Source organism: Bacteroides xylanisolvens, assembly GCF_018289135.1.
Classification (GTDB): Bacteria; Bacteroidota; Bacteroidia; order Bacteroidales; family Bacteroidaceae; genus Bacteroides; species Bacteroides xylanisolvens.
On the sequence record NZ_CP072216.1, the window covers coordinates 2414796 to 2441705 of the forward strand.

Here is a 26910-nt window from a genome sequence, read left to right on the forward strand (position 1 = left end):
TTCGGCTTCCTTCATCCAAGATTTCTCTCATAACACGACACCTTCATTGGTGACGTTAATATAAAAAGGGGGGGGGTAAATGGGCGGTTCTCCCAAAGTTTTTTGAGCGTGACTATCGGGCTGATAGAGACTCCGGTTTTCAGTTCCAGTTCGTAAAGTGGCAGTGTGATAGATTCTTCGTCCTTCAATGTCATTTTCTCGCCGTCGAGCAGGATAAGCAGGTCAATATCACTGTCGCTACGCGCTTCGTTCCTTGCTTGCGAACCATATAAAATAGTTTTTGCCGTAGGAGCCACGCGACGTATAATCTCTCTTATTTGTTTCGTTTCATAAATTTTCCATTTATTATAATCAATGCTACGGGCAAAGATAACAATTCCGGTGCAGATTGTTCTGTCAAGAACCGATTATTTCCCCCGGCACACAAAGAAAGATTCGTTTCTCTCATCCGGCAGCAGGCTACAGCAGCGGCGAGTGAAAACGAATCTTTCATCTTAAAGGGTCGTGCGGCAATGCCGGAAGGAGCCTTTGGCAATACAGAAAAGTCCTTTTGCGGTGCAGGAACCCGTCCTTTTTATAGCACCGGAAAAGCATCCGGCTTTATGCTGCCGGATCGGGAGCCTCTCCTCCCCCTTCACCGCCACCGCCACCTTCGCTGGGAGTAGTGGATTTTCCGCCCCATTCTTCCCAGAAGATATTGGAATCGACGAGGGAACGGGTGGTAACCTGGTTGTTGGATGAACGGCTCGTTTCAGGGATGAAGCGGACACGGACGCCGGTGATTTGCTTGGCAGTCACTTTGTCGGGGGAGTCCACTCCATTGCCCGAAGCAACGGCTGTGTAGTAGAATGTGCCCACGCCGTCGAGTTTGACGGTGCGGCCGTCTGCCATGTAGCTACCTAATACGCTGCCAAGGGACTTGAGCACGGCAAAGGTGTCGGCAGGGCTTACGGTGGATTCAATGGCAAGACGTTTTGCCACTTCGTCCGTCGTGACAGGTTTGCCAACGGTGATGGATTGCGGATACCACATTCCATTGATTTTCTGTTTTACTTTCTTGAAGAATCCCATAAGTTGATGTTTTTTACCTCTTCCCTGCCGCATCCCGATAGGACTAATACTCGGTGACGGACTTTGCTTATCTCGGTGACGACCTTTGCCTACCTCGGTGTCGGACTTAGCCTACCTCAGTGACGACCTTTGTCTGTCCGTGTCTGCAAGCATTTCCTGATGGGGTGCTGCAAGAAGGAAGCGTGATTAATAAATGTTGCGAATTATCTCAATTATCATATTTGCCGTTCCCCTCCGTATTCCGCCAGCGCGCAAAGCAGTTCGCCCAGTGCAAGGCCGCCGTTGAAGGCTGACACGTAGTTCTGCGTGTCGGTCACGTCCTCGTTGAAATGGTTGAGACGGTCGGTGATGGGGGAAAGAAAGAGGATAGGTTCGCCTGAGGTGCTGATTTTTACCACGCCGTGGGTGGTTTCGATGGAGTTTGCCGTATACCCTTCGGGGGCTGCAGCGGCAAATTCTTTAAGGGCTTGGGCGTCTATCGTGTCGTATGAACCGTAGTCGGTGACGTTGACGGAGCCTACTGCCGTGAAGGTGGACGCTCCTTCACACACGAGTTGCGGTGCGGGGAAGTTGGGCGGCGGGACAAGTTTGCATGCGCCGCCGGGGTAACAGTGCAGGCGGGCGTTGACGGTTTCGGCCAGACTGAACACGGCAGGGGCTACGTTGGAAGCGATGAAGGTGCCTACGCGGTCGTCGATAAGGTTGTGTTCCGGATCGGCATGGCTGTCGGGGTTTCCGTCGTGGATAAAGAAGTTGCCGCCGAGGACAACGGTTCCGTTATGGGTCACTGCCGGGTCGGGATAGTTGGCGGTGCTGACGCTGATGATGAGGTCGGCGGCATCGGCAGCAATGGCTTGCGGGAGCACTTTGTATTTTTCGAGGGAACTCGAAGTGTTGACTCCCGTTGCCATAAGGTCTTCGATGCAGCGGACTACGACTTGCAACGGTTCTTCTCCTTCTCGGGGAAGGGAGAAGACAGCACGGGGTTGGCTCATGCGGTTGTCTCCGTCGCACGGAGTGTTTATCACTTCAGGGAATGGTAAGGCGGCGGGACGCAGTTTGGGGTTGGTCAGGGCGTTGAGCACGGGTTCCGTTTCCCAGTTTTTGTTGATGATGACGAGTATCTTTTTCATAAGTGTGATGTTTTTTATGGTTGTTACCTTGATCAGTTGCGTCGCTTCCGGCAATTGCTCCTATCGAGGAAGGTATCCTATAAAGAGAAGTGATGTTCGCTTCTCAAGTCGGCGACAAGGGAAAAAGGACAAGGTTCATGATATTGCCGCCGACTGCATCCCCCAGCGGCTTGGGACGTATATGATGTAGGGGGACGGGATGGAGTGACCTGGATACCCCGTCCCCGTGTGTCATTCTTAAAAAGCGAGGATGGGGCGCACGGCGGAATCGGAGTTGTACCTGACATTATGCCAGCATTGCACAACGTTCGCCTGCTTACCCACAAACCACGTCCATATACCCGAATCGGAGTACGTCGAGGAAGAGAAGAATTTCTGATAGCTCCCATTCGGGATTGCGTCATAGTTCCCAGTGCCCAACGGTTCGAAATAGGCATTTATCTTACTTACGAGTTCTGTCTGATTACTCCATCTATACAGGTTGGGGGTTAGGTCGTTGCCTTCGTTTATGGCGTCATCCCAGCTTGGGAGACCGCCCAGATTGGCGGTAAAGTCATACCATTGACCTATGGAGGGCAAGTACCACCCCGTCGTCTTTTCGGGAGCCTGTACAACATAATCCTTCACGGCCTTGAAAGCGGGATAAAAATTTTCGAGTTCTTTGTTGTTTGCGGCCGCATAGTCGATTACCGTGGTGTAATTAAGTAGTCCGTTGATGTCTGCGTTGCAGGCAACTTTATCCGTGCATTTCGTCAGCTCGGAGAAATCGTGATCTTCCCCCCAACTCATAAGGCTTTTGGTTACGGTCTTCAATGACATGACCAGACCATGCGGCGTGGCAACGCCTTTTGCTGCCAACACCTGTTTTTCTTTGTCGCCGATGCGCGAGGGGTCGGTCTGGAAAACGATGCCGATGCAGGTCTTGTTCGCATCGAGGGCGGTAGACCATGTGCCGTCTGCATAATAGAAGTCACCCACCTTAACGATATCCGAAATATCCGTTGCATCCTGACTTACCCAGTCAGTGGTCATATCTACAGACAAAGTTACCGCCGGATCGTTTCCGACTGTAATCAGGTTTCCGGCAGCCCGTACCCAGTTGTTGCGTTTCAGGGGGATGTTGGCAGGAATGTCTCTATCGTTCATCGTTATGCTACCTGTCCCGGTAAACGTAAGTTTTATTCCGCCCAACGTGGCGTCGGCAGTGGTAAAGACATAATCGGAGAAGAGGATTTTGCAGTTGTTTCCATTGATAGTAATATCCGTGCCGTCCATTGAGGTTGTGATGTAGGTGGCATCGTAGGTAGCTGTCGGGCTTACCTCCTCGCTAAAAGCATTGAATTCTGACGGAACGGTGTATGTTGCCGTCATGTCTTTACATTTGCCTATCATCTCGGTGTTCTTTTCCGCAATCGTCACTTTCGTAAGCGGACGGACAAGCGTGGCGGTAAGGTCGTTCTTAGCCGTAGCGCCTTTGGTGAACGGTACTACTGCCGCAAATGCCTCACGTAGTTGGTCGGCGTATGTATAAGCAGCGGTGATGATAGTCACTTTCTTCAAGCCATCGGCATTATCAGTCTTGTAATACTTATCGGGATAGTGGTCGCCTGACACCGTTGCACCCGAAACGATGTAATCCGCCCAAAGCACGGCTTTGTAGTCACCTTGGTCTGCCAATTCAAAACTAAATGTAATGTTAGCGGCACCAGCCGTTACCAACTGCTCCTGGCGTACTCTTCGTGTAGAGCCATCTTTCGTCCACACTTCGAGGATGCAGCGCAGCGTATGGCCGGCGGGAAACGTAGCGGGGGCGGAAGCCCGTGTTTTTACAAAATCGGCAGGCATTCCGATGCTCATGCTTACTTGGTTGCTGTCCGCAGTCGGGGAAGCGTCGGTGTCGTCCTGACTGCACGAGGTGAATAGCCCTGCCAGAGCCATTAACCCGAAGAAAAGGTTCTTTTTCATACTTCTGTTCATCGTTTACTGTGATTAAATTTGTTTTATTATATTGACCTGTCATTTCAGAAAGAATCGAGGTCGATGTCTATCTCGTCGTCATATCCGGTGTCGATGTTGATGCCTCCCTGCATTTCGTTGGTGAGGAAGTTGCCTCGCAGGGTGGTGAGGTGTCCCCGCCGGTAGGGCACTTCCAGTCCCCGGGTACGCGACACTACCTTTCCGTTGGCGTCCGCCAATTCAATATTCAGGGGCACAAAGGATTCCGTGCCGTTCACGAAGATAAAGTCCGAACCTAGCGGACATTTCTCCGTGCCGTCGTCGGGGATGGTGAGAGGGGTGGAGAACGTCACGCCCTGCACGGAGTTCATCGGCTTGCCCGTGGCGGTGTTGAATCCTAACGGGAAATAGAACCCGTAGGAAAAGGTGACGGTGTAGGTGTTGTTGCCGCCTTCGGCATCGCGTTGCCGCTGTGTTTTTGCCAGAAACTCCTGCACGTCGGTGGCGATAATACGGTATTTTGCCAACGGGCGCACCATGTCGACTTTGGCTTGTACGCGGACGTTCCATTCGTCCCGGTAGGGGCGCAGGTCAAGGGTGGTGCTGCCGTAGAGGCAATCGCGGTAGCCAGTGCTTCCGGTGTAGGGCGTGGTGCAAGTTACTTGCTGCAAGTTCTCCGTATTATAATAGAGGTCGGTGGTCGTGCCTGCCACAACGTAGTCCGTCCATACGGCGAGGGTGTATTCTACGGCGTACAGCTTCAAATGGACAGGGAGCGTGATTTTCCCGTTGCCGGCTTCGTCGGCATTGTCCATGACGGTCACTTGCCGGGCTGCCGGTTTGCCGTCGCGCCATGCTTCGATGATGAAGCGGCGGCGGTAATCCGTTTGTTCTCCGGCACGGGCTTTTGTGATTCCGCGGTGTGCCTTGTTGGTGATGATTTCCAGTGGTAGGAGTTCGAGGTCGAGGGTCACTTCGGTACTGACCTCTACAAGCGTGGGGTCGATGCCTTCCTCACCGTCCGGTGTCATCGCGGGATAGTCGTGTACACAAGCGGCAAGGACGGTTGCCAACATGAAGGTGATAAATCCTATAGCATATTTCTGTTTCATAAGCCGTTACTTTTTAAGGTTGAAGCGATAGACGATAGAAAACCCCATGCGGGTGATGCCCCAGTAGTTCTTCGTCCGTGTGTCTATCCGTGCGCCGTTGTCTATATTATAATAGGTGTCGTACTTCATGTTGGCATAGCCTGCACCGAGGGTAAATTCTCCCGCCCAATGTCCGCCGAGCGGCAACAGATAACCATAGCTGACGCCCGCGCCCAGCAACGGACGGTCGGCGTCTTGATAACGGTCGCGATTCCACTTCACATTGAACCAGCCTACGTGGGCATGAAGACCGAAGAAATGTCCCGAGCCGGGCTTCGAGAGCCAGTAACGGGCTTCGGGTTGCAGGGTGAAGGTCTTCACGGCATGTTTGCCGCTGATGTGCCACGGACACCACAATATCGGCAACTCTACGGAAAGATGCTTGCCGACCTGCACTTCCGCCGCCACGTTCATAATCGTGCCCGCCCAAGCGGCAAGGTTGGTTTTCACGCCAAGGTAACGACCGTTGGCGGGAAGTGAAGGCGAGGTAGCTGTAGAGGTGGAAGCGGTGGAAGAAGAAGGAGTAACTGAAGCAGAAGAAGCAACCGAAGTAGAAAGAGCAGTAGCTGCATCGGGTGCAACAGGTGCAGTAGCTGCATCCGGCACAACAGCCGTGGCAGCCACGGCGGAAGAGTCAACAGGCTCTTTGTCTCCCTGCAAGGCAACCGGAAGGGCTTCCTGTTGTTCCTGTCGCCTCGCCGCACTTGCAGGCTCTTGCCGGTTTTGCGGAATCTCGCTTTGGCAATCTTGGAAACCTCGGCAACCTACCACGACGACTTCTCCCCACAAGGGATGAGCCAACGGGTGGTTGAGTGTCCGGAAATGCCGCTCGCGCAGTCCATAGTGGTCGATAAGATAGCCTTTCAGATTGTTGGCACGCCAGTAGGCGGCGCGCAGATTCGACTTTTCATCGTCCCAACTGCCGGAATAGCTCTGCACGTAGAGGGTGTCCTGACGTTTACGAAAGGTGCGCAGCCGTTTCTTCAACTTCCGCAACGACAGTCGGTTGTCCGCATATTCCGTCTTGAACATCCGGATACGTGAAGGATAGCTGAAAATAATCAGGCTGTCTGCCGAAGGTGAGGAAAGGACGGCAGCATCCGGCTGACCGCGCAAGGGAACAACCGATAGACATAGCAAAAATGCCAGTACGAAGTAACGGAATGTACTCCACGCTACGTTTTGTTTGTTTTTCATTCTCATACCTGTAACATAAGATTACAAAAATTTATATACAAGAAAGGCGTAAGTGTCCGTATGCTTATCCGTCAATCGGGGCCTTCGCACTGCCCATACCGTAGATAAGCAACAGAACACTCACGCCATTGGCGTATATAAAGCTTGTGTATCGTCCCCCTCCCCTCTCCGGACGGAGGGGGAAGCGGGGGCGCAAACAGGCATCCATATAAACAATGGAACGTGAGCATTTGTTGCATTCATCTTCACGGTGACAAGTCAAAGGTGCGAAGTTTGATTGACGAAGATGATATTCTTCAAACGCTTTCCGTTATCTAAAAATCACGCCCTCTCTCACAAGGGCAGTGACAAAGATAAAGAAAAGCCGAAAAACAGCAAACAATATAGGCTAAACTTTTATTCGCCGGGGCAAAAATAATTATTTCAGCCCGACGAAGGACAAAATGGGAATGGACAGATTCATGGACAAAATAGAGAAGAGGCTGTCAGGAAAAGGCTTGGCGCATACAAACAGTAAGGGCGACCCGTTTTTTAACGAGCCGCCCTTACTGTTTGTTATCTATCTTTTCACAATGCCTCAATTTCTTCAGCAGTGAGTCCCGTACATTCTGAAATTAAATCGATAGCCAAACCTTTGGATTTCATCATACGGGCGGACGATTCTTTTCCTCTCAACATACCTTTCTGTTCGGCAAAGTCCAACGTATTGAAATAATCGTTATAAACTTTCCATTCCTTCTCATATTGAGCTCTTTCCTCCGGAGTCATATTCGCTTTGGAGGCCATCTTCTCAAGTCGTTCAAAAACGGCTTTACGTGCCTTGAAAGGCATTCTATCAAGTGTATCCATATGCTTTAATACATAAATCCACCGTTCAAAATCGTTACTACACTCATCCTCTTCTTTGTCAAAGTTAGGCAGTTCGATAAAAATCTGCCGAAACTTGTTATTGAAAAGCTGTCCTGTATCCCGGTCGGAAAGGATTACATCAGTCCTTATCTTCGCAGGCATGTCCTTGTCAATCACAAAGTTCATAAAAAACACTCCGTATACAGCATCCAACCGGAAGTCCCAAGGACCGCTTTTAGCTTGTTGCGTAATCGCACGAGAGAGGTAGAAGAGAGCACGATCTTTAAAGTAAGGTTGCTCACGATTCTGCATTTCTACGATTATCCGTTCACCTGTGTCAGTCATACAGTAGATATCGTAGATAATCCCCCGTTCTGTTTTTACTTCCGGCTGCTGTTCGTTGTTAAGGAACTGGATGTCGGTAATCACGTGCTCTCCAGAGAGCAAATCGTTCAAGAAGTCGATTAATAACTCCTTTTCTACCTCTCTGCCGAATAAAAACTTAAAGCCATAGTCGGTAAAGGGATTAATAAATCTTCCCATTATTAATGTATTGGTTGTGTATATTGACAACAAAGATAGACATTTTTTGTTTAATGATGAAAGTTCCGGGTTAATATTGCTGAATGACTGGAAGAACCGATTCTATAAATCTTCCCCTGCCATAATGTGACGGATTTCCGCATCAGTGTCCGAACCTTCGGGCAGACCAAGCTTCACACGGATGCGGTATCGGGTTTTGGACACACTTGCCACGCTGATACCGAGCGTCCGCGCCAGTTCTTCGTTGGATTGTTTGAGCAGAACCAACATACAAAACAGTTCCTCGCTACGTGTCACCGCCGGACAGGCTTCACGAAGATGTAGCAGCGCCGACGGATAGACGGACAAAAAGGCGTTACGGAAATCCTCTTCTTCCTTACGGGTGAGCAAGTGGGATTGAAGGCTTTCCATCACGCTGTCAAGTTCGCACGTGTTGCGGTGGCGCGCCTGGATATCAGAAAGCTGGCGGATAAGGGAGCGGTTGTGTTCGTACAAGTCCTGACGGGCGGCTATCAGTTCGTGAAGCCTGCTTTCCTGATCACGCAACCGTTCGTCAGCCCGCTCATGTTCCTGCGCCTCGAGCTGCCACCGGAGCCGCAGATTGCGGTGGCGCATCACCATCCAGCCGGCTATAAAAAAGACGAGTAGCAATGCACACACTCCGGCTATGGAATATACATGCAACAGGGTATCCTGAAGACGGACTTCGGCAGTCAGCAGACGATTCTCCTGTTCTTTCTTCTGTGTTTCGAAACGGATATTTGCCGATGCCAACTGGTGTATCTTGTCTTCGCGGGTCACCGAATCTCTCATCATCCGATATTCGGGAAAGACAGTAAGCATATCCACCGCCCGCCTCGTGTGGCGATAGCCTTCCATTAACAATTCCGCCGCTTCCGAAGCAGGGTGAAGCTCGGATATATCTTTCAACTCGCCAATAGATTTCCGAAGCAGGGGGATTGCCTCCAACCATTTACCGACGCGGGCAAGAGTGGCACCGTAATAATAGTCATAATATGGCAGGCGGTGACGGGGAACTTTACCTTCAAGTGCGGCAAAGCCTCTCAAAGCCACATTCACAGAGTCGGGAAAGGCGGCAAGATAATACATCCGGTCTATCTGCACCATCAAATGATAGTAGTCGTTCTTCGTCCGGTCAAAGCAACTGTCGGCCTGCGCAAGAACCAGGAGTGCGGAATCGGGGCGATTCAGATTGTTGTGTATCTCCGCCTTCGCAATGAAGAAACGACCTATCAAGTTATTGTCAACTTCGGCACGTGCCGGCTCGCCCGTTCCTACGGCACAATAGCGAAACGCTTCATCATAGAGCCCGAGCAGGCGGTAGGCTTCCGTCAGAATCTCCGCCACCACTAGCTTGCCGTGATAGCTGCCCGACTTCTCACATAGACGGATAGCTTCACGACAGAGGGAGATACTTTCTTCATACTTCCCCTGCTGAAGGTATATATCGGCAAGCCGCCCGATAGCTTGTGGATAAAGCCAATAGTTGCTTAGGCCCGAGCGTTCTGCCACTCGGCAGGCTCTACGGAAAGCGGACTCGGCACGAGTGCTGATAGTGTCGACACCCATATAGGTGATGCCTGCCGTAGCTGTACAAAATATCTCGCTCAACGGGTCGTTGTTCTCATCTTTCAGTGCCATCGCCCGGTTGAGATAGTCCACCGCCTCCGCATGGCGGTCGAGCGCCATAAGCATCTGCGCCTTTACCACCCACAGTTCCCTGCGGCAATAACGGGAGACAACGGGGTGTTTCGCCCGCTCCAACGAATCAAAATACTGATAGCCGGACTCAAAGTTCATCATCAGATTGAAGTATATCATTAACCGGCGGAGAGATTCGGAAGATAAACGGCGCAATTCTTCGGTAGTGAGCACATCGTCCACCGGAAGCCGGAACACGGAATCAAGCGGCGGGAAAGCCAGACTTTCCTTCTCCTCCTTAATCAAGCGGATACCACGCCCCAATGTACGAAGACTGTCGGCATAGAATGTGGGAGAAACGGCAGGATGTTCCCGCTGCATGTCAGAAGGTCGGTTGCAACTCCACACAGCCGTCAGCATAAAAAAAACGAAGAATATGTAGGTGGATTTAATCATAGATATGCATTGTATGTTTGTTTGCCGACACAAATATAGCATTTTCATTAAAACAGTGCATTTTCACACATAGTTTTTTTATCTTTGCTCACCAATAGTAAATTGAAAACAATTCAGCAAGTTATGAGAACAAATATAAATCTTATCCCAGTCTTCTGTATTCTACTGCTTTGCGCCTGCAAAAGCGGGAATGCATCCAGCCAAAACTCCAAAGAAGCTCCCAAAGATACCATCACCTCCTTTACGCTACCTACCATCCCGCCAATGCTGACAGCACCCGAGCTACGGGCAGATTTCCTAGTAAAGCACTATTGGGATAACGTAAACTTTGCCGATACCAATTATGTCCATCATCCCGAAGTGACCGAACAAGCTTGGGCAGACTATTGTGATATACTGAACCATGTTCCATTAGAAACTGCACAGCAAGCTATGCAGAAAACAATCGAACGGACAAACGTGGATAAGAAAGTATTCACTTACATCACTGATTTGGCAGACAAATATCTATACGACCCTAACTCCCCGATGCGTAACGAAGAGTTTTATATCCCTGTACTGGATGCCATGTTGGCTTCTCCCGTACTGGAAGAAATAGAAAAGGTACGTCCCAAAGCCCGTCGCGAACTGGCTCAGAAAAACCGTATCGGAACCAAAGCACTGAATTTTAACTATACATTAGCTTCCGGCACACAGGGTTCTCTTTATCAACAAAAATCGGACTATACCTTATTATTTATCAATAACCCGGGATGCCATGCCTGCACGGAGACAATCGAAGCATTAAAAAACGCCCCTATCATCAATCAACTTCTGGAACAAAAGAGACTAACAGTCCTCTCCATTTATCCCGACGAAGAGTTGGACGAATGGCGAAAACACCTAAATGAATTCCCCAAAGAATGGGTTAACGGATATGATAAGACCTTCGCTATCAAGGAACAACAACTGTATGACCTGAAAGCCATCCCTACCCTCTACCTTCTAAACAAGGATAAGACAGTACTTCTGAAAGATGCTCCCGCGCAAACCATCGAAGAATACCTGCTAATGAAAGGCGAACAATAAGCCCCCACGCCGCCCACACACGTGCCCATGCCACACCGCTCACGCCGCATGGTTTCCCGGCCTCGTTTTTTCAGCGTCAAGCGCAGGTGTTTTCTTCGGCGTCAAAAAGGGCAGACTGTTTGAGCGTAGCGAGTTTCTGCCCTTTAGCCGAAGGAAGCACCGGAGTAGCTGAAAAAACGCAGCCTTGATTCTTTCTTTTTGGTTCTTTCTCTTTCGTATCAAGACGAAAGAAAAAGAACATCCCTTTGGAAAAAACAAATAAACTCCCTATCTTTGTCGCGCATTGGTTTGCGACTCCCATGCGGGGGAAGCAATTAAAAGGGAATCAGGTGCAAGTCCTGAACAGTCCCGCTGCTGTAAGTTCCATATAAGTTACAAGCAATTCACTCATTGCCACTGGAGACCAATCCGGGAAGGCGTTTGTAACAGGAATAAGTCAGAAGACCTACCATGCAAATAAGTTTCACTGCTTTCGAGGAAAAAGCGTTGAGTCTAATGAACCGGACAAGTCGTCTATCATTTCATTCATCACTCTGATTCAGAGAAAGTGTGTTAAAACGGATAAACTCTGCCAAGTTTATTTATGCGTGTCCGGTCGAAGGGATTTCGCCCGGACACTTTTAAACAGTAACAGACTGAAAAAGGAATAAATGAAGAAAAGAACATTTAATAAAGTGATCTTTGCAGCATTCAGCTGCCAATTCTTATCCATACCACTTTTTGCACAACAGCAAAAGGTAGATACGACACATACATATTCTATTCCCGAAATAACAGTATCAGATATCTATCAGACCCGCGAAGTACGCTCAACCGCTCCCCTGCAAGTCTTCTCCAAAGACGCCCTGAAAAACCTGCACGCCCTGCAAGTCTCCGACGCGGTGAAACACTTTGCCGGAGTGACCGTAAAAGATTACGGAGGTATCGGCGGACTGAAAACAGTATCCATACGAAGCCTGGGAGCCCAACATACCGCTGTCGGTTATGACGGAATCACCCTGACCGACTGCCAAACCGGACAAATAGATATCGGGCGTTTCTCTCTCGACAACGTAGACCGCCTTTCTCTAAACAACGGACAAAGCGATAACATCTTCCAACCTGCCCGCTTCTTCGCGTCAGCAGGCATATTGAATATACAGACACTCACGCCGCTATTCACCAAAGGCAAAAAGACCAATATAGCTGGAGCTTTCAAAACCGGCTCCTGGGGATTAATCAATCCCTCCCTGCTACTGGAACAACAATTCAATAAGACATGGAGCATGTCAGCCAATGGCGAATGGATGTCCTCCGACGGACATTATCCGTACACACTACATTATGGAAATGCGGCAGAAGACTTGTCCTCACGTGAAAAACGAAAGAATACAGACGTACAGACATTCCGTGCCGAAGCCGGACTTTACGGCAACTTCTCCGATAAAGAACAATGGCGGTTGAAAGCCTACTACTTTCAGTCCTCCCGGGGACTACCCAAAGCTACAACCTTCTATAACGACCATTCCACACAACACTTGTGGGATAAAAACACATTCATCCAAAGTCAATACAAGAAAGAATTCAGCCGGCAATGGGTGTTCCAAACCTCTGCCAAGTGGAATTGGAGCTATCAACGTTATCTGGACCCCGATACCAAGAACTCTTTAAAGAAAACAGAAAACAGCTATTACCAGCAGGAATATTACCTTTCCGCTTCTGTACTATACAGACTGTTGAGCAACCTCTCTTTCTCACTTTCCACAGATGGAAGCATCAACACCATGAACGCCGATCTAGCCAACTTTGTACACCCCACACGTTACTCATGGCTAACAGCATTCGCCGGAAAATACGTAAATGACTGGTTAACAATCTCCGCATCCGCATTGGCAACCGTTATCAATGAAGATGTGAAGAAAGGCGGTAGTGCCGGCAATCACCGTAAGCTAACCCCTTATGTAAGTGCCGCTTTCAAACCTTTCCGGCATGAAGAATTCCGTGTCCGCTTCTTCTATAAAGACATTTTCCGTCTGGCAAGTTTCAACGACTTATATTACGAAGAAGTAGGCAACACCCAACTAAAGCCGGAAAAGGCCAAACAATACAACATCGGACTGACATACAATAAAAATGTATGCCCGTTCCTACCCTATCTGTCAGTAACCGTTGACGCCTATTATAACAAAGTGACAGATAAAATTATCGCCTACCCTACCAAAAACCTTGCCGTATGGAGCATGAAGAATCTGGGTGAAGTTGACATCAAAGGCATTGATGCCACAGGAAGCCTGTCCCTCCAACCTTGGGATAAAATACGCATCAACCTCTCGGGTAACTACACATACCAACGAGCATTAGATGTCACCCCGCCCGATCCGAACACGTATGAATCGACATACAAACATCAAATAGCCTACACTCCCCGCGTCTCCGCTTCGGGACAGGCAGGCGTCGAAACACCGTGGATCAATCTGTCTTATTCATTCCTTTTTTCCGGAAAACGCTATGCATTAGGACAAAACATTGCCGAAAACCGATTGGATAGTTATAGCGACCACAGCATTTCTGCAAACCGTGACTTTCAGATCAGAAAAATCACTACCTCTTTCAGCGTGGAAGTATTGAACCTGATGGATAAGAATTACGAGATTGTGAAATATTTCCCAATGCCCGGACGATCCGTAAGGGCGACAATAAAAATAAGATATTAACTATTATAAAGTAAGATATTGACGTGAAAAGGAAACTAATATATATATTCTCGTGCTGGCTGTCATCCATAATCTTATTCGTAGCATGTGATGATATGGAGGACAAACCCTTCACATCAGGCATTATAGGCGATCCGACAGAAACGGGTACCGCCGAATTATATGTATTATGCGAAGGACTGTTCAATCAGAACAATAGCTCGCTGGCACGTTTTTCTTTCGGCAACCAGCAAATGGTTCGTGACTATTTCAAAGCAGTCAACCGCCGGGGATTAGGAGACACTGCCAATGACATGGCCATCTACGGAAGCAAGATATATGTGATAGTCAATATCTCCAGTACGGTAGAAGTGATAGACTTTCGTACGGGAAGCTCATTGAAACAGATTCAAATGCTGGCAGAAAACGGAAGTTCCCGTCAACCACGCTACATCGCTTTTCACAAAGAAAAGGCATACGTATGTTCATACGATGGAACCGTTGCACGTATAGACACAACCTCCCTATCCATAGAAGCTATCACATCAGTGGGACGCAATCCCGACGGTATTTGTGTACAAAACGAAAAGTTATATATTTCCAATTCCGGCGGGTTGGACTATTCATCAGGACTGGTGGGGGTAGACAACACGGTATCTGTTGTCGATATTGCCACATTTAAAGAAAGTAGCAAACTAACAGTAGGCCCGAATCCCGGTAAAATAGTAGCAGGGCCGGACGAAACCGTTTATGTAGCCACCCGTGGCGAAGATGTAGAAGCCGGCGATTATAACTTCGTCAAGATAGACTGCCGGACAAACAAAGTCACTCAATCTAACGAGAAAGTACAAAACTTTGCCATCGATGGAGAGATTGCCTATCTATACAATTACAATTATAACACGCAGACCTCTTCTATCAAGATGTTCAATCTGAAAACAGAAGAGACAATCCGTGAGAATTTCATAACTGACGGAACAGTGATAAAAACGCCATACGGCATCAACATCAATCCTTACAGCAACAATGTATATATCACCGAAGCCCGTGATTACACCACCTATGGAGACTTACTTTGTTTCAACCAACAAGGACAACTCATGTTCCGTCTGAACAACATCGGACTTAACCCGAATACAATTGCATTCAGTGACAAAGCCTCACAAAGCGATATTGATGACAACGATGATGATAAGGAAAATCCTCTGGCCTTCGCCAATAAAGTATGGGAATATCGCCCTGCTCCCGGACAGTTTATCAACACTACCACTTCAGCATATAAGAAAGGCTTTACTTATGATGATATACTAGAAGAAGCAACCCGCAGAATCCAGCAGAAATCACTCCTTACATTGGGAGGATTCGGCGGTTACATTGTTTTAGGATTCCCACAATCCATTCCGAATGTAACAGGAGAATATGACTTCAAGATAAAAGGCAATGCTTACTATAACTCCAAAACCGGAACAGGAGCATTGGGCGGAAGTGCAGAACCGGGAATCGTATTTGTATCTAAAGATGTAAATGGCAATGGAAAGCCTGACGACGAGTGGTATGAATTGAAAGGAAGCGAATACGGGAAAGACACTGAAACACGCGGATACGAGATAACCTATCACCGTCCGAATCCAGCCAACCTAAAAGTTTTTTGGAAAGACAATCAAGGCAACGAAGGATATATCTTCCGCAACAGCTTCCATAACCAGGAATCATATTATCCACTTTGGATAGAAAGTGATGAAATCACATTCCAGGGAACACGTCTAAAAGATAATGCCGTTTTAGAGAACGGATTATGGGTAGGATATTGCTATCCGTGGGGATATGCAGACAACCATCCTAACAGCAAGGAAGGAAGTAATTTCAAGATAGATTGGGCTGTGGATAGTAATGGCAGTCCGGTAGACTTGGATCAAATCGACTTCGTGAAGATTATGACCGCAGTCAATCAGGATGCAGGACAAATGGGTGAAATATCAACCGAAGTTACCACCATTGAGAACTTACATTTCAAGAAATAATCAATAATTAATTAATAACTAAAATCAGAAAAGAACATGAAGAAATTATCTTTATTATTACTGTTATCAGTATTTGTATTTTGTGGCTGTAGCGATGATGACGATACAAAAACATACGTGCTTAGCCTGCCCAATTACGAAACTCATACACTTGATATGGGCGATCAAGAAAATCCGGATGATTCATGGTCTGTTAGTAGCGACTGGGGGACAACTAACTACAAATATAATCTATTAACTGACGCTAGTGGTATCTTTGAATTTGACTGTGTATCTTCAACATACGGTTTCTATTCAGATAGTTTTGCATTTACAAATTGTACAGAAAAAGATTGCCCAGACTTCGCAACTTATGATTATCGCGCTATCACTAAAAAAGGAGTAATCAATAATACATACGTTATCGTGGGAGCTGCCGGATATAAAATTGGAAAGAATTCTGATAAAGAAGCTGCAATCCGTTTCAGAGACCACGACAATTCAAACAAATTGGAATCCTATAGAGTAAAAGGACTATATTTAACAAACTGTGTCTATGCTTACAATAGTATGAAGGAAGGTAGTTCTATATTCGAAGGAAAAGATAAATTTGGAAATACAGATTCTTTCAAAATCATCATCTATAATATGGATAAAACTCAAAGTGTAGAGTGCACTTTAGGTGAAGGAACCCAATTTGTAACTACATGGAAATGGGTAGACCTAACTTCATTAGGCGAAACAGAGGGATTGAAATTCAATATCAAGACCACCAAAGAAGACCAATGGGGTGCAATGACCCCAACCTATTTCTGTCTTGACGGTATCACTATTGAAGACTAAATAACCAACTTGTTTGATTGGTTGAGATTAAACATCAATCGACCGCATAATTTTAAAGGGCCGGATATTCTTTTAAGAAATCCGGCTCTCTTTCTATCTACTCACTACATTTTGATATATTACCAGCCCATAGAGAAGTAAACCCAATAACTCTCACTAACAAAAAGACACTATATATTTGTTAATCACACAAATTTTAGCTACATTCGTCGTTCAAAACTATTAAATCTACGACAATGGAATTACCTTTTGCTGAATCATGGAAAATAAAGATGGTAGAACCCATCCGGAAAAGCACACGTGAAGAACGCGAGCAATGGATTAAAGAAGCACATTATAATGTCTTTCAACTCAAATCAGAACAAGTTTATATCGATCTCATCACCGATTCCGGAACCGGAGCGATGAGCGACCGTCAATGGGCGGGAATGATGCTAGGCGATGAAAGCTACGCCGGAGCAACCTCTTTCTTTAAGTTGAAAGAGATGATTACGAAACTGACAGGATTTGAATATATCATACCTACCCATCAAGGACGTGCCGCAGAAAATGTGCTTTTCTCTTATCTCGTGCATGAAGGAGACATTGTACCCGGCAACTCACATTTTGACACCACCAAAGGACACATCGAAGGACGCCATGCCACCGCATTAGACTGCACTATCGATGCAGCAAAACATACCCAACTGGAAATCCCGTTCAAAGGAAATGTAGACCCTGATAAATTGCAGAAAGCCCTGACAGAATATGCAGAACGAATTCCTTTTATCATCGTAACCATCACCAACAATACAGCCGGAGGACAACCCGTATCCATGCAAAACCTGCATGAAGTACGTGCCATTGCTGACAAATACGGCAAACCCGTACTTTTCGACTCTGCACGCTTTGCCGAAAACGCCTATTTCATCAAGATGCGCGAAGAAGGTTATCAAGACAAAACCATCAAAGAAATCACACGGGAAATGTTCTCTCTAGCCGATGGCATGACAATGAGTGCCAAGAAAGACGGAATCGTCAATATGGGTGGATTTATCGCCACACGACGTTCAGACTGGTATGAAGGCGCAAAAGGTTTCTGCGTACAATACGAAGGCTATCTCACCTATGGAGGAATGAACGGACGGGACATGAACGCTCTTACCATCGGCTTGGATGAAAACACCGAATTCGACAATCTCGAAACACGTATCAAGCAAGTGGAATACCTGGCAAAGAAACTGGATGAATACGGAATTCCTTACCAACGACCGGCCGGAGGCCACGCCATCTTCATTGATGCACCTAAAGTACTGACGCACGTTCCCAAAGAAGAATTCCCGGCACAGACGCTGACCATAGAACTTTATTTGGAAGCCGGTATCCGTGGATGCGAGATCGGTTATATCCTCGCCGACCGTGATCCGATAACTCATGAAAATCGTTTTAACGGTCTTGATTTACTCCGCCTCGCCATTCCCCGCAGAGTATATACAGACAATCATATGAATGTAATAGCCGCTGCTCTCAAAAATGTATATGAACGTAGAGAAAGCATCACTCACGGAGTGCGTATCGCCTGGGAAGCGCCTTTAATGAGACATTTCACAGTTCAATTGGAAAGATTATAAACTTAGAAAAAATAACAAATATCAGTTGAAGAAGTAATAGAAAGGGATTGAAAAGACCAGTGCCAGTATGAACGGGCAATACTTTCTCCATTAACAAGAATAATTGTTTGCATAAAACAAAAGTGTTTCCCAAGTGTTTATATTATAATCGAACTTAATACGTAAAATTATGGCAGAAGATTATAAATTAATAGACAACGAAGAAAAACATCGATATGAATTTCAGATCGATGGCAAAATAGCCGAAATAGACTATATCAAATCAAACAATGGAGAAATATACCTTGTACATACAGAAGTACCCGCCTCATTAGGCGGCAAGGGAGTAGGATCACAACTTGCAGAAAAAGCACTGACAGACATTGAACGACAAGGTTTACGCCTGGTACCGCTTTGCCCGTTTGTAGCCGGATATATTCACAAACATCCGGAATGGAAGCGAATTGTAATGCGTGGTATTCATATTAAATAAATACAGATATGGAAAAGAAAATAGAATACACCAATGGTGAACTGACCATTGTATGGAAACCGGAATTATGCCAGCATGCCGGAATATGTGTAAAGATGCTACCCAATGTCTATCATCCTAAAGAAAGACCCTGGGTGCAAATAGAAAATGCGACTACGGAAGAATTAATTGCACAAATCAGCAAATGTCCGTCAGGAGCATTGAGCTACCGACTTAACAAAAAAGAGAAGTAAACCAACCATAAAAGAACCCGTCTGAAAAGCCGTGAGTTCATAAAATCATGAGGGCGTCCGAATATAAAGTGAACCCCGAAAGTCATACAAAAACTTTCGGGGTTTATTTTATTATGTCAAGACATCACACATTACAAAGAAAAGAAAAACAGGTAGAAGCACTCCATCTCTTCTCCTATTCAACTCAATGTCCACGTCAATACAAAGTCCAGACAAATACGATAACCGACAGAGTAAAGTTCCTGCTGCTCCGTCGCCAACTCCTGAACCTGAAACGTTCCTTGCTCTTGAGGAATAAAATGCGTCAAACGGAGTTTACGAAGATCAGCGTCCGCGTTTTCCATCCGCTTAAAAACAGCTTCCTTTGCCGACCAATGCAATAACAGTCCCCAAGTCATATCGTCCTGATAAGGTTCCGTTTGTTCGTCAGAACGGATATACCGATCAGATACCTTGTGAACGCGTTGAGCATATTGCTCAATATCAATACCTGCCGGAGTGAAAGAAGCAAGCATCACAGCTACATAACCTTTCGTATGAGAAATACTGATGAAAAAAGAATGATCCGTCAGATAAGGTTTTCCCTCGGGAGAATAACCGATTTCCTTATCCTCCTGCAACATGGCATACAACAAAACACGAACGGACAACCATTCCATCTTACGCCGTTCGGAGACAAAACGATTCAATTCCTGTTCACAGAACACTCTTCGCGCATCCGGCAAAAGAGCCAACAGAGCATCCAAAGACTCTTCCATCTTCCAGACAGCCCACTGTATATCATCCGTCTTATGTTGCAGAAATAACGCCATCTTACGTTTGCTTGATTATGCTTTCAAAATTATGATTCCAAGATTATTCCTTCTCTACCGAGCCTTCCATATCCTTCGGCAGAATTGTAAACTTCACTTTCAGGATACGACGACTATCCATTTCGAGCACTTCAAACTCATAATGGTGATAAGTCACTTTCTCATGCAATGCCGGGAATTCACCTTTAATTTCGAGCAGCATACCCGCCAATGTATCCGCATCTCCCACCACCTTTTCAAACTCGTCTTCGTCTACTTTCGCAATCTTATAGAAATCCGTCAACTGCGTCTTCGCTTCAAATATCCAAGTATGGTCATTCAAGACAACGTATGTACGTTCTTCATCATCATATTCATCATGAATCTCACCTACAATCTCTTCGATAATATCCTCCATCGTCACCAGTCCGGAAGTTCCTCCAAACTCATCCACAACAATGGCAATATGAATTTTATTCGCCTGAAAGTCACGTAACAGATCATCAATCATCTTTGTTTCCGGCACAAAATAAGCCGGACGGATCAATGACTGCCAACGGAAATTATCCCCCTTGTTGACATGAGGCAGCAAGTCTTTAATATACAATACCCCCTTGATATTATCCCGCGAACCGGAATAGATAGGAATACGCGAATAAGCATTTTCAATGATACATTGCATCACCTCCTTGAAAGAGGTACGGATATCCAGATCGACCATATCCAGACGTGATGTCATCACCTCCTTCACAGTTTCACCGCCGAAACGGATAATACCCTCCAAGATATTATTCTCTTCAGAGAGTTCCGCTTTATCTGTCAGCTCCAATGCGTGCGACAATTCATCGACAGAAATATTGTGGCTCTTCTTTACAAAATGTTTATTCAGAAAAGTGGTTGAACGTACAAGCACAGTAGCTATCGGACGGAACAGTTTTTCCAGGAAGTAAATCCCCGGTGCCGAAAAACGGCAAAAAGCCAAAGTCTTCTGTGCTGAATAGATTTTCGGCATGATTTCACCGAACAACAACAATAGGAAAGTCAGGATGACGGTCAGTATCAAGAACTCTGCCAATGGAGAATGAAAAACAAATACATTCATAAAGAAGAAGTTGCAGAGCATGATAATGGTTACATTCACAAAGTTGTTCGTAATCAATATCGTTGCCAGGAGGCGTTCTGAATCCCCCAACAGGGCACTTATTTTTTCGTCGGAAGGATGATTCTGTTCATCAATATCATTCCGGTCGGAAGGAGTAAGTGAGAAAAAAGCTATTTCGGAAGCCGAAGCAAAGCCGGAAGCAAGCAGGAGTACACCTGCCAATACTATGGCAATAATAGCAGAGATAGAAGGAGTGTTTACGGTAATACCGTTGAAAATGTCAGCCAATTGGCTTAAATAACCATCTGAGTCCAAAGAGTCTATATTTTAATTAAACAAAAGATAATGTGCCAAGAAGCTCGCGAAAACCTATTGGCACACTATCACATTATCTAGAACGGCAAATCATCTGTCGGATTATCTTGTGCGGGTTGTGCCTGCGACTGCTGCGCTTGTTGCGACTGGCCGGCAACCGGTTGTTGCTGTTGCCCCGTAGCCGGTTGTCCAGTAGCAGAAGCTCCCGCACCCGGATTGGCTCCTTTCGGAGACAGCATTTCCATATTATCCACATAAATTTCGGTGATATAGCGCATAGCACCCGACTGGTCGCTATAAGAACGTGTTCTTATCTTTCCTTCCAGATACAGTTTGTCACCTTTGTGCACATACTTATCCACAATCTCCGCCAAACGGTTGGATGCAACGATATTATGCCACTCTGTTCTTTCGGGAATCTGGGTTCCATTAGCCAACGTATATCCACGATCCGTTGTAGCCAACGGGAAAGTTGCTACTGCCGAACCTGTATCGAAGTATTTTACCCGAGGATCTTGTCCTACGTTTCCTATCAATATCACTCTATTTACTGACATATCTGTATCAAGTTTATGATTCTTAAAATTAAATCTGCTGCCAAAATTAAACAGAATAACAATAGGATGCAAGATTTTAAGTATAAAATCAAGTATTAAGTTTTAAGTATTAAGTATTAGGCTGCGCCATAAACTGCATGGGTAATACTCAATACTTATTACTTAATACTTATTCTAATGCTTATTCTAATGCTTGTAGCAAGTCTTGTACTAATTTAGAAACAGCGTATTGCTCCAGTTCGTCCACCCTTATTTTCAGGAAATCACTGAAAGAAGTCAAATTTTCAGACAAGGTCACTTCATATAGATTAGCATAGATAACCCGGTGAGACAATACATGCTTCACCTCCCTGCAAACCGAACGTACCACCGGTACTTCCCCCGGCGCAAAGAGTGCACGAAATTCCGGTAAAGTCAAAAAATCTTCTTCCGAAAGAGCCGTCGGAGTTTCTATCAAGGGCAGTTCGAACAGATTTTTCCAAATATCATTGCCCGTCCGTTTATTTATAAAGGTATACGCGCCCGCACGTACATAAATATAATTAAAGTAACGGTTCGTTGTCTTTGTTTTGTGTTGCTTCACCGGAAGTTTTGCCACCAAGCCTTTCGAAAGTGCCGAGCAACTGCCCACCAACGGACAGAACAAACAATCAGGCGACTGCGGAGTGCACTGAATCGCCCCGAAATCCATTATTCCCTGATTGTAAACAGCCGGATGCTTCTTATCCAGCATCTCATCCGCCAATGCTGCAAAGAGCTTTTTTCCTTCTGTCGAATCAATCGGAGTATCGATGCCGAAATAACGGGAAAGCACCCGGTACACATTACCGTCCACTACCGCATAAGGCATACCGTAAGCAAACGAACAGATCGCTGCCGCTGTATACTCCCCCACTCCTTTCAGAGCCAGCACTTCCGGATACGTTTCCGGGAAAACCCCATTCATGCTTTTGGCGGCGGCATGAAGATTGCGGGCACGTGAGTAATACCCCAGTCCTTGCCAGTATTTCATCACTTCATCCTCCTCCGCAGCGGCTAAAGTCCGCACATCGGGAAAACGTTTGATAAAACGAAGAAAATAATCATACCCCTGCGCCACCCGCGTCTGTTGAAGAATGATCTCCGAAATCCAGATCAGATACGGATCGGCAGACTCCCTCCAGGGCAGTTCACGTTTATTCTCTTTATACCACTCTACAATCGTTTTAGTAAACTCGTTCATATCCTCGTTCCTAGTGTATTATCTAACATTTATCTTGCCTATCCTATCCAAAAGGCACACAAAAGTAACTCTTTTGGTTCTAAGAAAACCCTATGCCACTATTTTTTTAGAAAAATGTGCAGAATATATTTTTTTAGGAGCTTAAAAAGCTATATATTTGCAGTCCAAAAAATTAGCAATAACATAGTAATAATATTTTTTTTAAGGAAAAATGACTAAAGCAGATATTGTAAACGAGATTACAAAGAAAACTGGAATTGATAAGCAGACAGTTCTTACAACAGTTGAGGCATTTATGGATGCAGTAAAGGATTCATTGTCTAACGATGAGAACGTATACTTGCGTGGGTTTGGTAGTTTCGTAGTAAAGAAAAGAGCACAAAAGACTGCTCGTAACATTTCTAAAAATACTACGATCATTATTCCGGAGCACAACATTCCGGCTTTCAAACCGGCTAAGACATTTACAATTTCAGTAAAGAAATAATAAACAAGAGTATTAACCCATAAAATGTGAAGCTATGCCAAGCGGAAAAAAGAAAAAAAGACATAAAATGTCTACGCACAAGCGTAAAAAAAGACTAAGAAAGAACAGACATAAAAGCAAAAAATAATTTTTAAGTCTGGATCACACAGAAATAAAGAACAAACTTGCGAAGCTAATGTCTTTCAAGTTTGTTCTTTGTTTAAGTAGCTAACCCAAAATGAACAATTTGTCAAAAAAGTTGTTCATATAAATGAGATTCAATCAATAATAAGGAAACAAAACAGTGACAAGTGAACTAGTAGTTGACGTACAGCCCAAAGAGGTCTCCATCGCCCTTCTCGAAGATAAGAGCCTGGTGGAACTTCAAAGCGAAGGAAGAAATATTTCTTTCTCTGTGGGCAATATGTATTTGGGACGTATCAAGAAATTGATGCCCGGACTGAATGCATGCTTTGTAGACGTTGGTTACGAGAAAGACGCTTTCCTTCATTATCTGGACTTGGGTCCTCAATTTAACTCACTCGAAAAGTTTGTAAAGCAGACTTTAAGCGACAAAAAGAAGCTGACCTCCATCAGCAAAGCAACCCTGCTTCCCGATCTTGACAAGGATGGAACAGTATCCAACACCCTCAAGGTAGGACAAGAAGTAGTGGTGCAAATCGTTAAGGAACCGATCTCCACTAAGGGACCGCGACTGACGTCCGAAATTTCGTTTGCCGGACGCTATCTCGTACTGATCCCTTTTAATGACAAGGTTTCTGTTTCACAAAAAATTAAATCGAGCGAAGAACGCGCCCGCCTGAAACAATTGCTGATGAGCATCAAGCCGAAAAACTTCGGTGTCATCGTCCGCACGGTAGCCGAAGGCAAACGCGTAGCCGAACTCGACGGAGAGCTTAAAGTCCTGGTTAAGCATTGGGAAGATGCGATGGTAAAAGTACAAAAAGCCACCAAGTATCCGACGTTGATTTATGAAGAAACCAGCCGCGCCGTAGGTTTGTTGCGCGACCTCTTCAACCCTTCTTTTGAGAATATTCACGTCAACGACGAGGCTGTGTACAATGAAATTAAAGACTATGTATCACTGATTGCGCCCGACCGGGCTAATATCGTGAAACTGTACAAAGGTCAACTTCCCATTTACGACAATTTCGGTATCACCAAGCAGATTAAATCATCGTTTGGTAAAACAATCTCTTACAAGAGTGGTGCCTATCTGATTATTGAGCACACTGAGGCGCTTCACGTAGTAGACGTGAACAGCGGTAACCGCACCAAGAATGCCAACGGGCAGGAAGGTAACGCACTCGAAGTAAACCTGGGAGCCGCCGACGAGCTGGCCCGCCAATTGCGATTAAGAGATATGGGTGGTATCATTGTCGTGGACTTCATCGATATGAATGAAGCCGAAAACCGTCAGAAGCTTTATGAACGAATGTGTGCCAATATGCAGAAAGACAGGGCACGGCATAATATTCTGCCGCTTAGCAAATTCGGGCTAATGCAGATTACACGCCAACGTGTGCGTCCGGCAATGGACGTCAACACGACCGAAACCTGCCCCACTTGCTTCGGCAAAGGCACTATCAAGTCGTCCATTCTTTTTACGGACACTTTGGAGAGTAAAATTGATTACCTGGTCAATAAACTGAAGGTTAAGAAATTCTCGTTACACGTCCATCCGTATGTTGCCGCTTATATCAATCAGGGACTCGTTTCCCTGAAACGGAAGTGGCAAATGAAATACGGATTCGGTATCAAGATTATTCCAAGTCAAAAACTCGCATTTCTGCAATATGTGTTCTATGATACACATGGAGAGGAAATCGATATGAAGGAAGAAATCGAAATCAAATAAACAGAAAAGGCGGCCCGGTCAAAACGAGCCGCCTTTTTGTTTTATCTATTTTTCTTCAACTATCCATTTTTCAATATTACGGGTTTCCGCACTGAAATTTACTCCTATTTTAAAGAGTTTCCGTTCATCCATCTCGAAAGGAAGAGCGTAATGCTTGTCATTTATCTGCTGCAATGCTTCTTCTGCCGTACCGTTCAGTTTAAATTCCATGATATAGATGAATTTGTCTGTCTGCAAGACAAGGTCGATGCGTCCTTCGCTTGTATGATATTCCACTTTGGCATAGAAGCCGACCAGTTTAAAAACGATGAAAAGCACGTTCTCGTAATGCAATTCCTGATCGCGAATCACTTCGTAGGTGGTATCTGCAAAGAAGCTTTGCAAGCGACGGAAGAAAGAACTGTAATCGCCGGAACGTACTTCACGAACAAATTTCTGAATTTCAAACGGAGATTCTACCTTATTTACATTCGCATAATAAGGAAGCAGGAAACGGACAAATCCTTCTTCTACTTCACGATTCGGGAAACCTAACCGATACATTCCAAATTCTTCATCATACCCTTTAATGGTGAGGTAGCCACTCTGATAAATCACCGGAATGGGATTAGTAGATTCAGAGTCTATGCTATTCAATACTTGGGCGTCGGTTTCTTCATGCGTCATCCGCTCCAAGTCATAATGATGTTTTTGCAGCAATTTCACCAGATAGGTCGGTGTGCCCGTTTCAAACCAATAGCTGCCGAAATCCTTACGTTTGAAAGCATTAAGCAAACTGAACGGATTGTACATACCAATAGAATTGTGCGTAAAATGGTAACCGTCATAGCACTCTCTCAACTCTTCACAAAGTTTATCATACGTTATTCCGCGCGCAGCAGCAAATTCATGAAGCTCTGTTTCCAAATTGTTGTGGATTTCACGCTCGCTAATGCCACAGATTTCGACATACTCATTCCACATGGATATATCATCCAAGTTGTTCAAGTCACTAAACACACTGACTTTGCCAAACTTTGTCACACCGGTAAGGAATGCAAACTTGATGCAACCGTCCATTGTTTTAAGCGCTCCATAAAAAGGCTTTAATGTATTCCGAAATTGCTTTTGCAATTCTTCATTACCGATGGCTTGCAACATGGGTTTGTCATATTCATCGACAAGAATAACCACACGTTGCCCCGCCAACTTACAAGCGCGCTCTATGATACCGGCAAAACGCAAGGAAAACGAACGTTCGGACGGCTCGGCACCATATAGTTTTTCCCATGCTGTCAGCGATTTATCAAGTATATTATCCAGACTTTCGGATGTATCATATTTCTCGATATTAAGATCCAGATGCAGTATAGGATATTTGATCCAGTCCTTTTCCAGTTTTTCCACAGCCAGCCCTTCAAACAGTTCTTTCTTTCCTTGAAAATAGGCCTCTAAGGTGGAGAGGAGCAGACTCTTTCCGAAACGGCGCGGACGACTCAAGAAGTAATAACTTCCGGTCTTTACCATTTGATACATCAGTGCTGTCTTATCAATATAGAAATAACCGTCATTACGAATTTTTTCGAAATTCTGAATACCGATCGGATAAATTTTATGGCTCATATTCTCTTCTTTTATTAATCAATGCCTTTCTTGCAAAGATATATATTTTTAATAGAAATC

21 protein-coding genes, 1 pseudogene and 1 riboswitch are annotated in these 26910 nt (G+C 45.5%); of the genes and pseudogenes, 9 read left to right on the forward strand and 13 right to left on the reverse strand.

Going from position 1 to position 26910, the window contains the following annotated elements:
• Nucleotides 1-27 precede the first annotated feature (27 nt).
• From INE92_RS10400 to INE92_RS10435, 8 genes and pseudogenes are all read right to left on the reverse strand, one after another.
• Nucleotides 28-335: pseudogene (locus tag INE92_RS10400) on the reverse strand (nucleotidyltransferase family protein).
• 265 nt (nt 336-600) lie between these two features.
• The gene (locus INE92_RS10405) at nt 601-1071 is read right to left on the reverse strand and encodes an HU family DNA-binding protein (RefSeq protein ID WP_008025706.1); all 471 of its coding nucleotides are present in this window, start codon (nt 1069-1071) and stop codon (nt 601-603) included.
• A gap of 215 nt (nt 1072-1286) precedes the next feature.
• Nucleotides 1287-2204, reverse strand: a complete 918-nt coding sequence (locus INE92_RS10410) for a hypothetical protein (RefSeq protein WP_008644718.1) — start codon at nt 2202-2204, stop codon at nt 1287-1289.
• 237 nt (nt 2205-2441) lie between these two features.
• Nucleotides 2442-4169 (reverse strand): DUF6562 domain-containing protein, encoded by a 1728-nt coding sequence (locus tag INE92_RS10415; protein WP_229037672.1) that lies wholly within the window; start codon nt 4167-4169, stop codon nt 2442-2444.
• A gap of 56 nt (nt 4170-4225) precedes the next feature.
• Nucleotides 4226-5272, reverse strand: a complete 1047-nt coding sequence (locus INE92_RS10420; RefSeq protein WP_004314847.1) for a DUF6562 domain-containing protein — start codon at nt 5270-5272, stop codon at nt 4226-4228.
• Nucleotides 5273-5278: 6 nt separating this feature from the next.
• Entirely contained in the window at nt 5279-6508 is a 1230-nt protein-coding gene (locus INE92_RS10425; protein WP_229096902.1) for a DUF3575 domain-containing protein, read from the reverse strand.
• Between the two features lie 567 nt (nt 6509-7075).
• The gene (locus INE92_RS10430; protein WP_004314849.1) at nt 7076-7900 is read right to left on the reverse strand and encodes an Rpn family recombination-promoting nuclease/putative transposase; all 825 of its coding nucleotides are present in this window, start codon (nt 7898-7900) and stop codon (nt 7076-7078) included.
• Nucleotides 7901-8002: 102 nt separating this feature from the next.
• Nucleotides 8003-10066, reverse strand: coding sequence for a tetratricopeptide repeat protein (locus INE92_RS10435; protein ID WP_044133446.1), 2064 nt, complete (start codon nt 10064-10066; stop codon nt 8003-8005).
• Between the two features lie 75 nt (nt 10067-10141).
• Here INE92_RS10435 and INE92_RS10440 point away from each other — a divergent pair, with 75 nt between their 5' ends.
• From INE92_RS10440 to INE92_RS10470, 7 genes are all read left to right on the forward strand, one after another.
• A complete protein-coding gene (locus INE92_RS10440; protein ID WP_008644705.1) occupies nt 10142-11086 on the forward strand; it encodes a DUF5106 domain-containing protein in 945 nt (314 codons plus the stop codon).
• Nucleotides 11087-11352: 266 nt separating this feature from the next.
• A riboswitch (cobalamin riboswitch) is annotated at nt 11353-11553 on the forward strand.
• Nucleotides 11554-11736: 183 nt separating this feature from the next.
• On the forward strand, nt 11737-13779 hold the full coding sequence (locus tag INE92_RS10445) for a TonB-dependent receptor plug domain-containing protein (RefSeq protein WP_118407355.1): 2043 nt from the start codon (nt 11737-11739) through the stop codon (nt 13777-13779).
• Between the two features lie 23 nt (nt 13780-13802).
• The gene (locus tag INE92_RS10450) at nt 13803-15779 is read left to right on the forward strand and encodes a YncE family protein (RefSeq protein ID WP_008016879.1); all 1977 of its coding nucleotides are present in this window, start codon (nt 13803-13805) and stop codon (nt 15777-15779) included.
• A gap of 36 nt (nt 15780-15815) precedes the next feature.
• On the forward strand, nt 15816-16601 hold the full coding sequence (locus INE92_RS10455) for a DUF4465 domain-containing protein (protein WP_004316212.1): 786 nt from the start codon (nt 15816-15818) through the stop codon (nt 16599-16601).
• 236 nt (nt 16602-16837) lie between these two features.
• The gene (locus INE92_RS10460) at nt 16838-18211 is read left to right on the forward strand and encodes a tryptophanase (RefSeq protein ID WP_141409437.1); all 1374 of its coding nucleotides are present in this window, start codon (nt 16838-16840) and stop codon (nt 18209-18211) included.
• 169 nt (nt 18212-18380) lie between these two features.
• The gene (locus INE92_RS10465) at nt 18381-18683 is read left to right on the forward strand and encodes a GNAT family N-acetyltransferase (RefSeq protein WP_004316210.1); all 303 of its coding nucleotides are present in this window, start codon (nt 18381-18383) and stop codon (nt 18681-18683) included.
• Between the two features lie 8 nt (nt 18684-18691).
• Nucleotides 18692-18916 (forward strand): (4Fe-4S)-binding protein, encoded by a 225-nt coding sequence (locus INE92_RS10470; RefSeq protein ID WP_008644695.1) that lies wholly within the window; start codon nt 18692-18694, stop codon nt 18914-18916.
• A 179-nt stretch (nt 18917-19095) separates the two neighbouring features.
• On the opposite strand, the gene INE92_RS10475 is transcribed toward INE92_RS10470, so the two are convergent.
• The 4 genes from INE92_RS10475 to mutY form a co-directional block, all read right to left on the reverse strand.
• Complete coding sequence (locus tag INE92_RS10475) at nt 19096-19728, reverse strand: 4'-phosphopantetheinyl transferase family protein (RefSeq protein ID WP_195436023.1); 633 nt, start codon at nt 19726-19728, stop codon at nt 19096-19098.
• A gap of 43 nt (nt 19729-19771) precedes the next feature.
• Entirely contained in the window at nt 19772-21124 is a 1353-nt protein-coding gene (locus INE92_RS10480) for a gliding motility-associated protein GldE (protein ID WP_008644692.1), read from the reverse strand.
• 77 nt (nt 21125-21201) lie between these two features.
• A complete protein-coding gene (locus INE92_RS10485) occupies nt 21202-21681 on the reverse strand; it encodes a single-stranded DNA-binding protein (protein ID WP_008025720.1) in 480 nt (159 codons plus the stop codon).
• A gap of 181 nt (nt 21682-21862) precedes the next feature.
• Nucleotides 21863-22903, reverse strand: coding sequence for an A/G-specific adenine glycosylase (gene mutY, locus INE92_RS10490; protein WP_008644690.1), 1041 nt, complete (start codon nt 22901-22903; stop codon nt 21863-21865).
• Nucleotides 22904-23114: 211 nt separating this feature from the next.
• On the opposite strand from mutY, the gene INE92_RS10495 reads away from it, so the two are divergent.
• Both INE92_RS10495 and INE92_RS10500 read left to right on the forward strand, forming a co-directional pair.
• Nucleotides 23115-23390: an HU family DNA-binding protein gene (locus INE92_RS10495; protein ID WP_004300646.1), complete on the forward strand. Its 276-nt coding sequence runs from the start codon at nt 23115-23117 to the stop codon at nt 23388-23390.
• A gap of 283 nt (nt 23391-23673) precedes the next feature.
• Complete coding sequence (locus tag INE92_RS10500) at nt 23674-25248, forward strand: Rne/Rng family ribonuclease (protein ID WP_004316204.1); 1575 nt, start codon at nt 23674-23676, stop codon at nt 25246-25248.
• A gap of 45 nt (nt 25249-25293) precedes the next feature.
• Here INE92_RS10500 and INE92_RS10505 read toward each other — a convergent pair whose 3' ends face one another.
• Nucleotides 25294-26850, reverse strand: coding sequence for an ATP-binding protein (locus INE92_RS10505; RefSeq protein WP_195436024.1), 1557 nt, complete (start codon nt 26848-26850; stop codon nt 25294-25296).
• Nucleotides 26851-26910: the final 60 nt, after the last annotated feature.

What these genes read in the sequence shown, in the direction of transcription:
- INE92_RS10405 (WP_008025706.1), bottom strand. Translation starts at nt 1,071, where the DNA reads ATGGGATTCTTCAAGAAAGTAAAACAGAAAATCAATGGAATGTGGTAT.
- INE92_RS10410 (WP_008644718.1), bottom strand. Translation starts at nt 2,204, where the DNA reads ATGAAAAAGATACTCGTCATCATCAACAAAAACTGGGAAACGGAACCC.
- INE92_RS10415 (WP_229037672.1), bottom strand. Translation starts at nt 4,169, where the DNA reads ATGAAAAAGAACCTTTTCTTCGGGTTAATGGCTCTGGCAGGGCTATTC.
- INE92_RS10420 (WP_004314847.1), bottom strand. Translation starts at nt 5,272, where the DNA reads ATGAAACAGAAATATGCTATAGGATTTATCACCTTCATGTTGGCAACC.
- INE92_RS10425 (WP_229096902.1), bottom strand. Translation starts at nt 6,508, where the DNA reads ATGAAAAACAAACAAAACGTAGCGTGGAGTACATTCCGTTACTTCGTA.
- INE92_RS10430 (WP_004314849.1), bottom strand. Translation starts at nt 7,900, where the DNA reads ATGGGAAGATTTATTAATCCCTTTACCGACTATGGCTTTAAGTTTTTA.
- INE92_RS10435 (WP_044133446.1), bottom strand. Translation starts at nt 10,066, where the DNA reads ATGAAAATGCTATATTTGTGTCGGCAAACAAACATACAATGCATATCT.
- INE92_RS10440 (WP_008644705.1), top strand. Translation starts at nt 10,142, where the DNA reads ATGAGAACAAATATAAATCTTATCCCAGTCTTCTGTATTCTACTGCTT.
- INE92_RS10445 (WP_118407355.1), top strand. Translation starts at nt 11,737, where the DNA reads ATGAAGAAAAGAACATTTAATAAAGTGATCTTTGCAGCATTCAGCTGC.
- INE92_RS10455 (WP_004316212.1), top strand. Translation starts at nt 15,816, where the DNA reads ATGAAGAAATTATCTTTATTATTACTGTTATCAGTATTTGTATTTTGT.
- INE92_RS10460 (WP_141409437.1), top strand. Translation starts at nt 16,838, where the DNA reads ATGGAATTACCTTTTGCTGAATCATGGAAAATAAAGATGGTAGAACCC.
- INE92_RS10465 (WP_004316210.1), top strand. Translation starts at nt 18,381, where the DNA reads ATGGCAGAAGATTATAAATTAATAGACAACGAAGAAAAACATCGATAT.
- INE92_RS10470 (WP_008644695.1), top strand. Translation starts at nt 18,692, where the DNA reads ATGGAAAAGAAAATAGAATACACCAATGGTGAACTGACCATTGTATGG.
- INE92_RS10475 (WP_195436023.1), bottom strand. Translation starts at nt 19,728, where the DNA reads ATGGCGTTATTTCTGCAACATAAGACGGATGATATACAGTGGGCTGTC.
- INE92_RS10485 (WP_008025720.1), bottom strand. Translation starts at nt 21,681, where the DNA reads ATGTCAGTAAATAGAGTGATATTGATAGGAAACGTAGGACAAGATCCT.
- mutY (WP_008644690.1), bottom strand. Translation starts at nt 22,903, where the DNA reads ATGAACGAGTTTACTAAAACGATTGTAGAGTGGTATAAAGAGAATAAA.
- INE92_RS10495 (WP_004300646.1), top strand. Translation starts at nt 23,115, where the DNA reads ATGACTAAAGCAGATATTGTAAACGAGATTACAAAGAAAACTGGAATT.
- INE92_RS10505 (WP_195436024.1), bottom strand. Translation starts at nt 26,850, where the DNA reads ATGAGCCATAAAATTTATCCGATCGGTATTCAGAATTTCGAAAAAATT.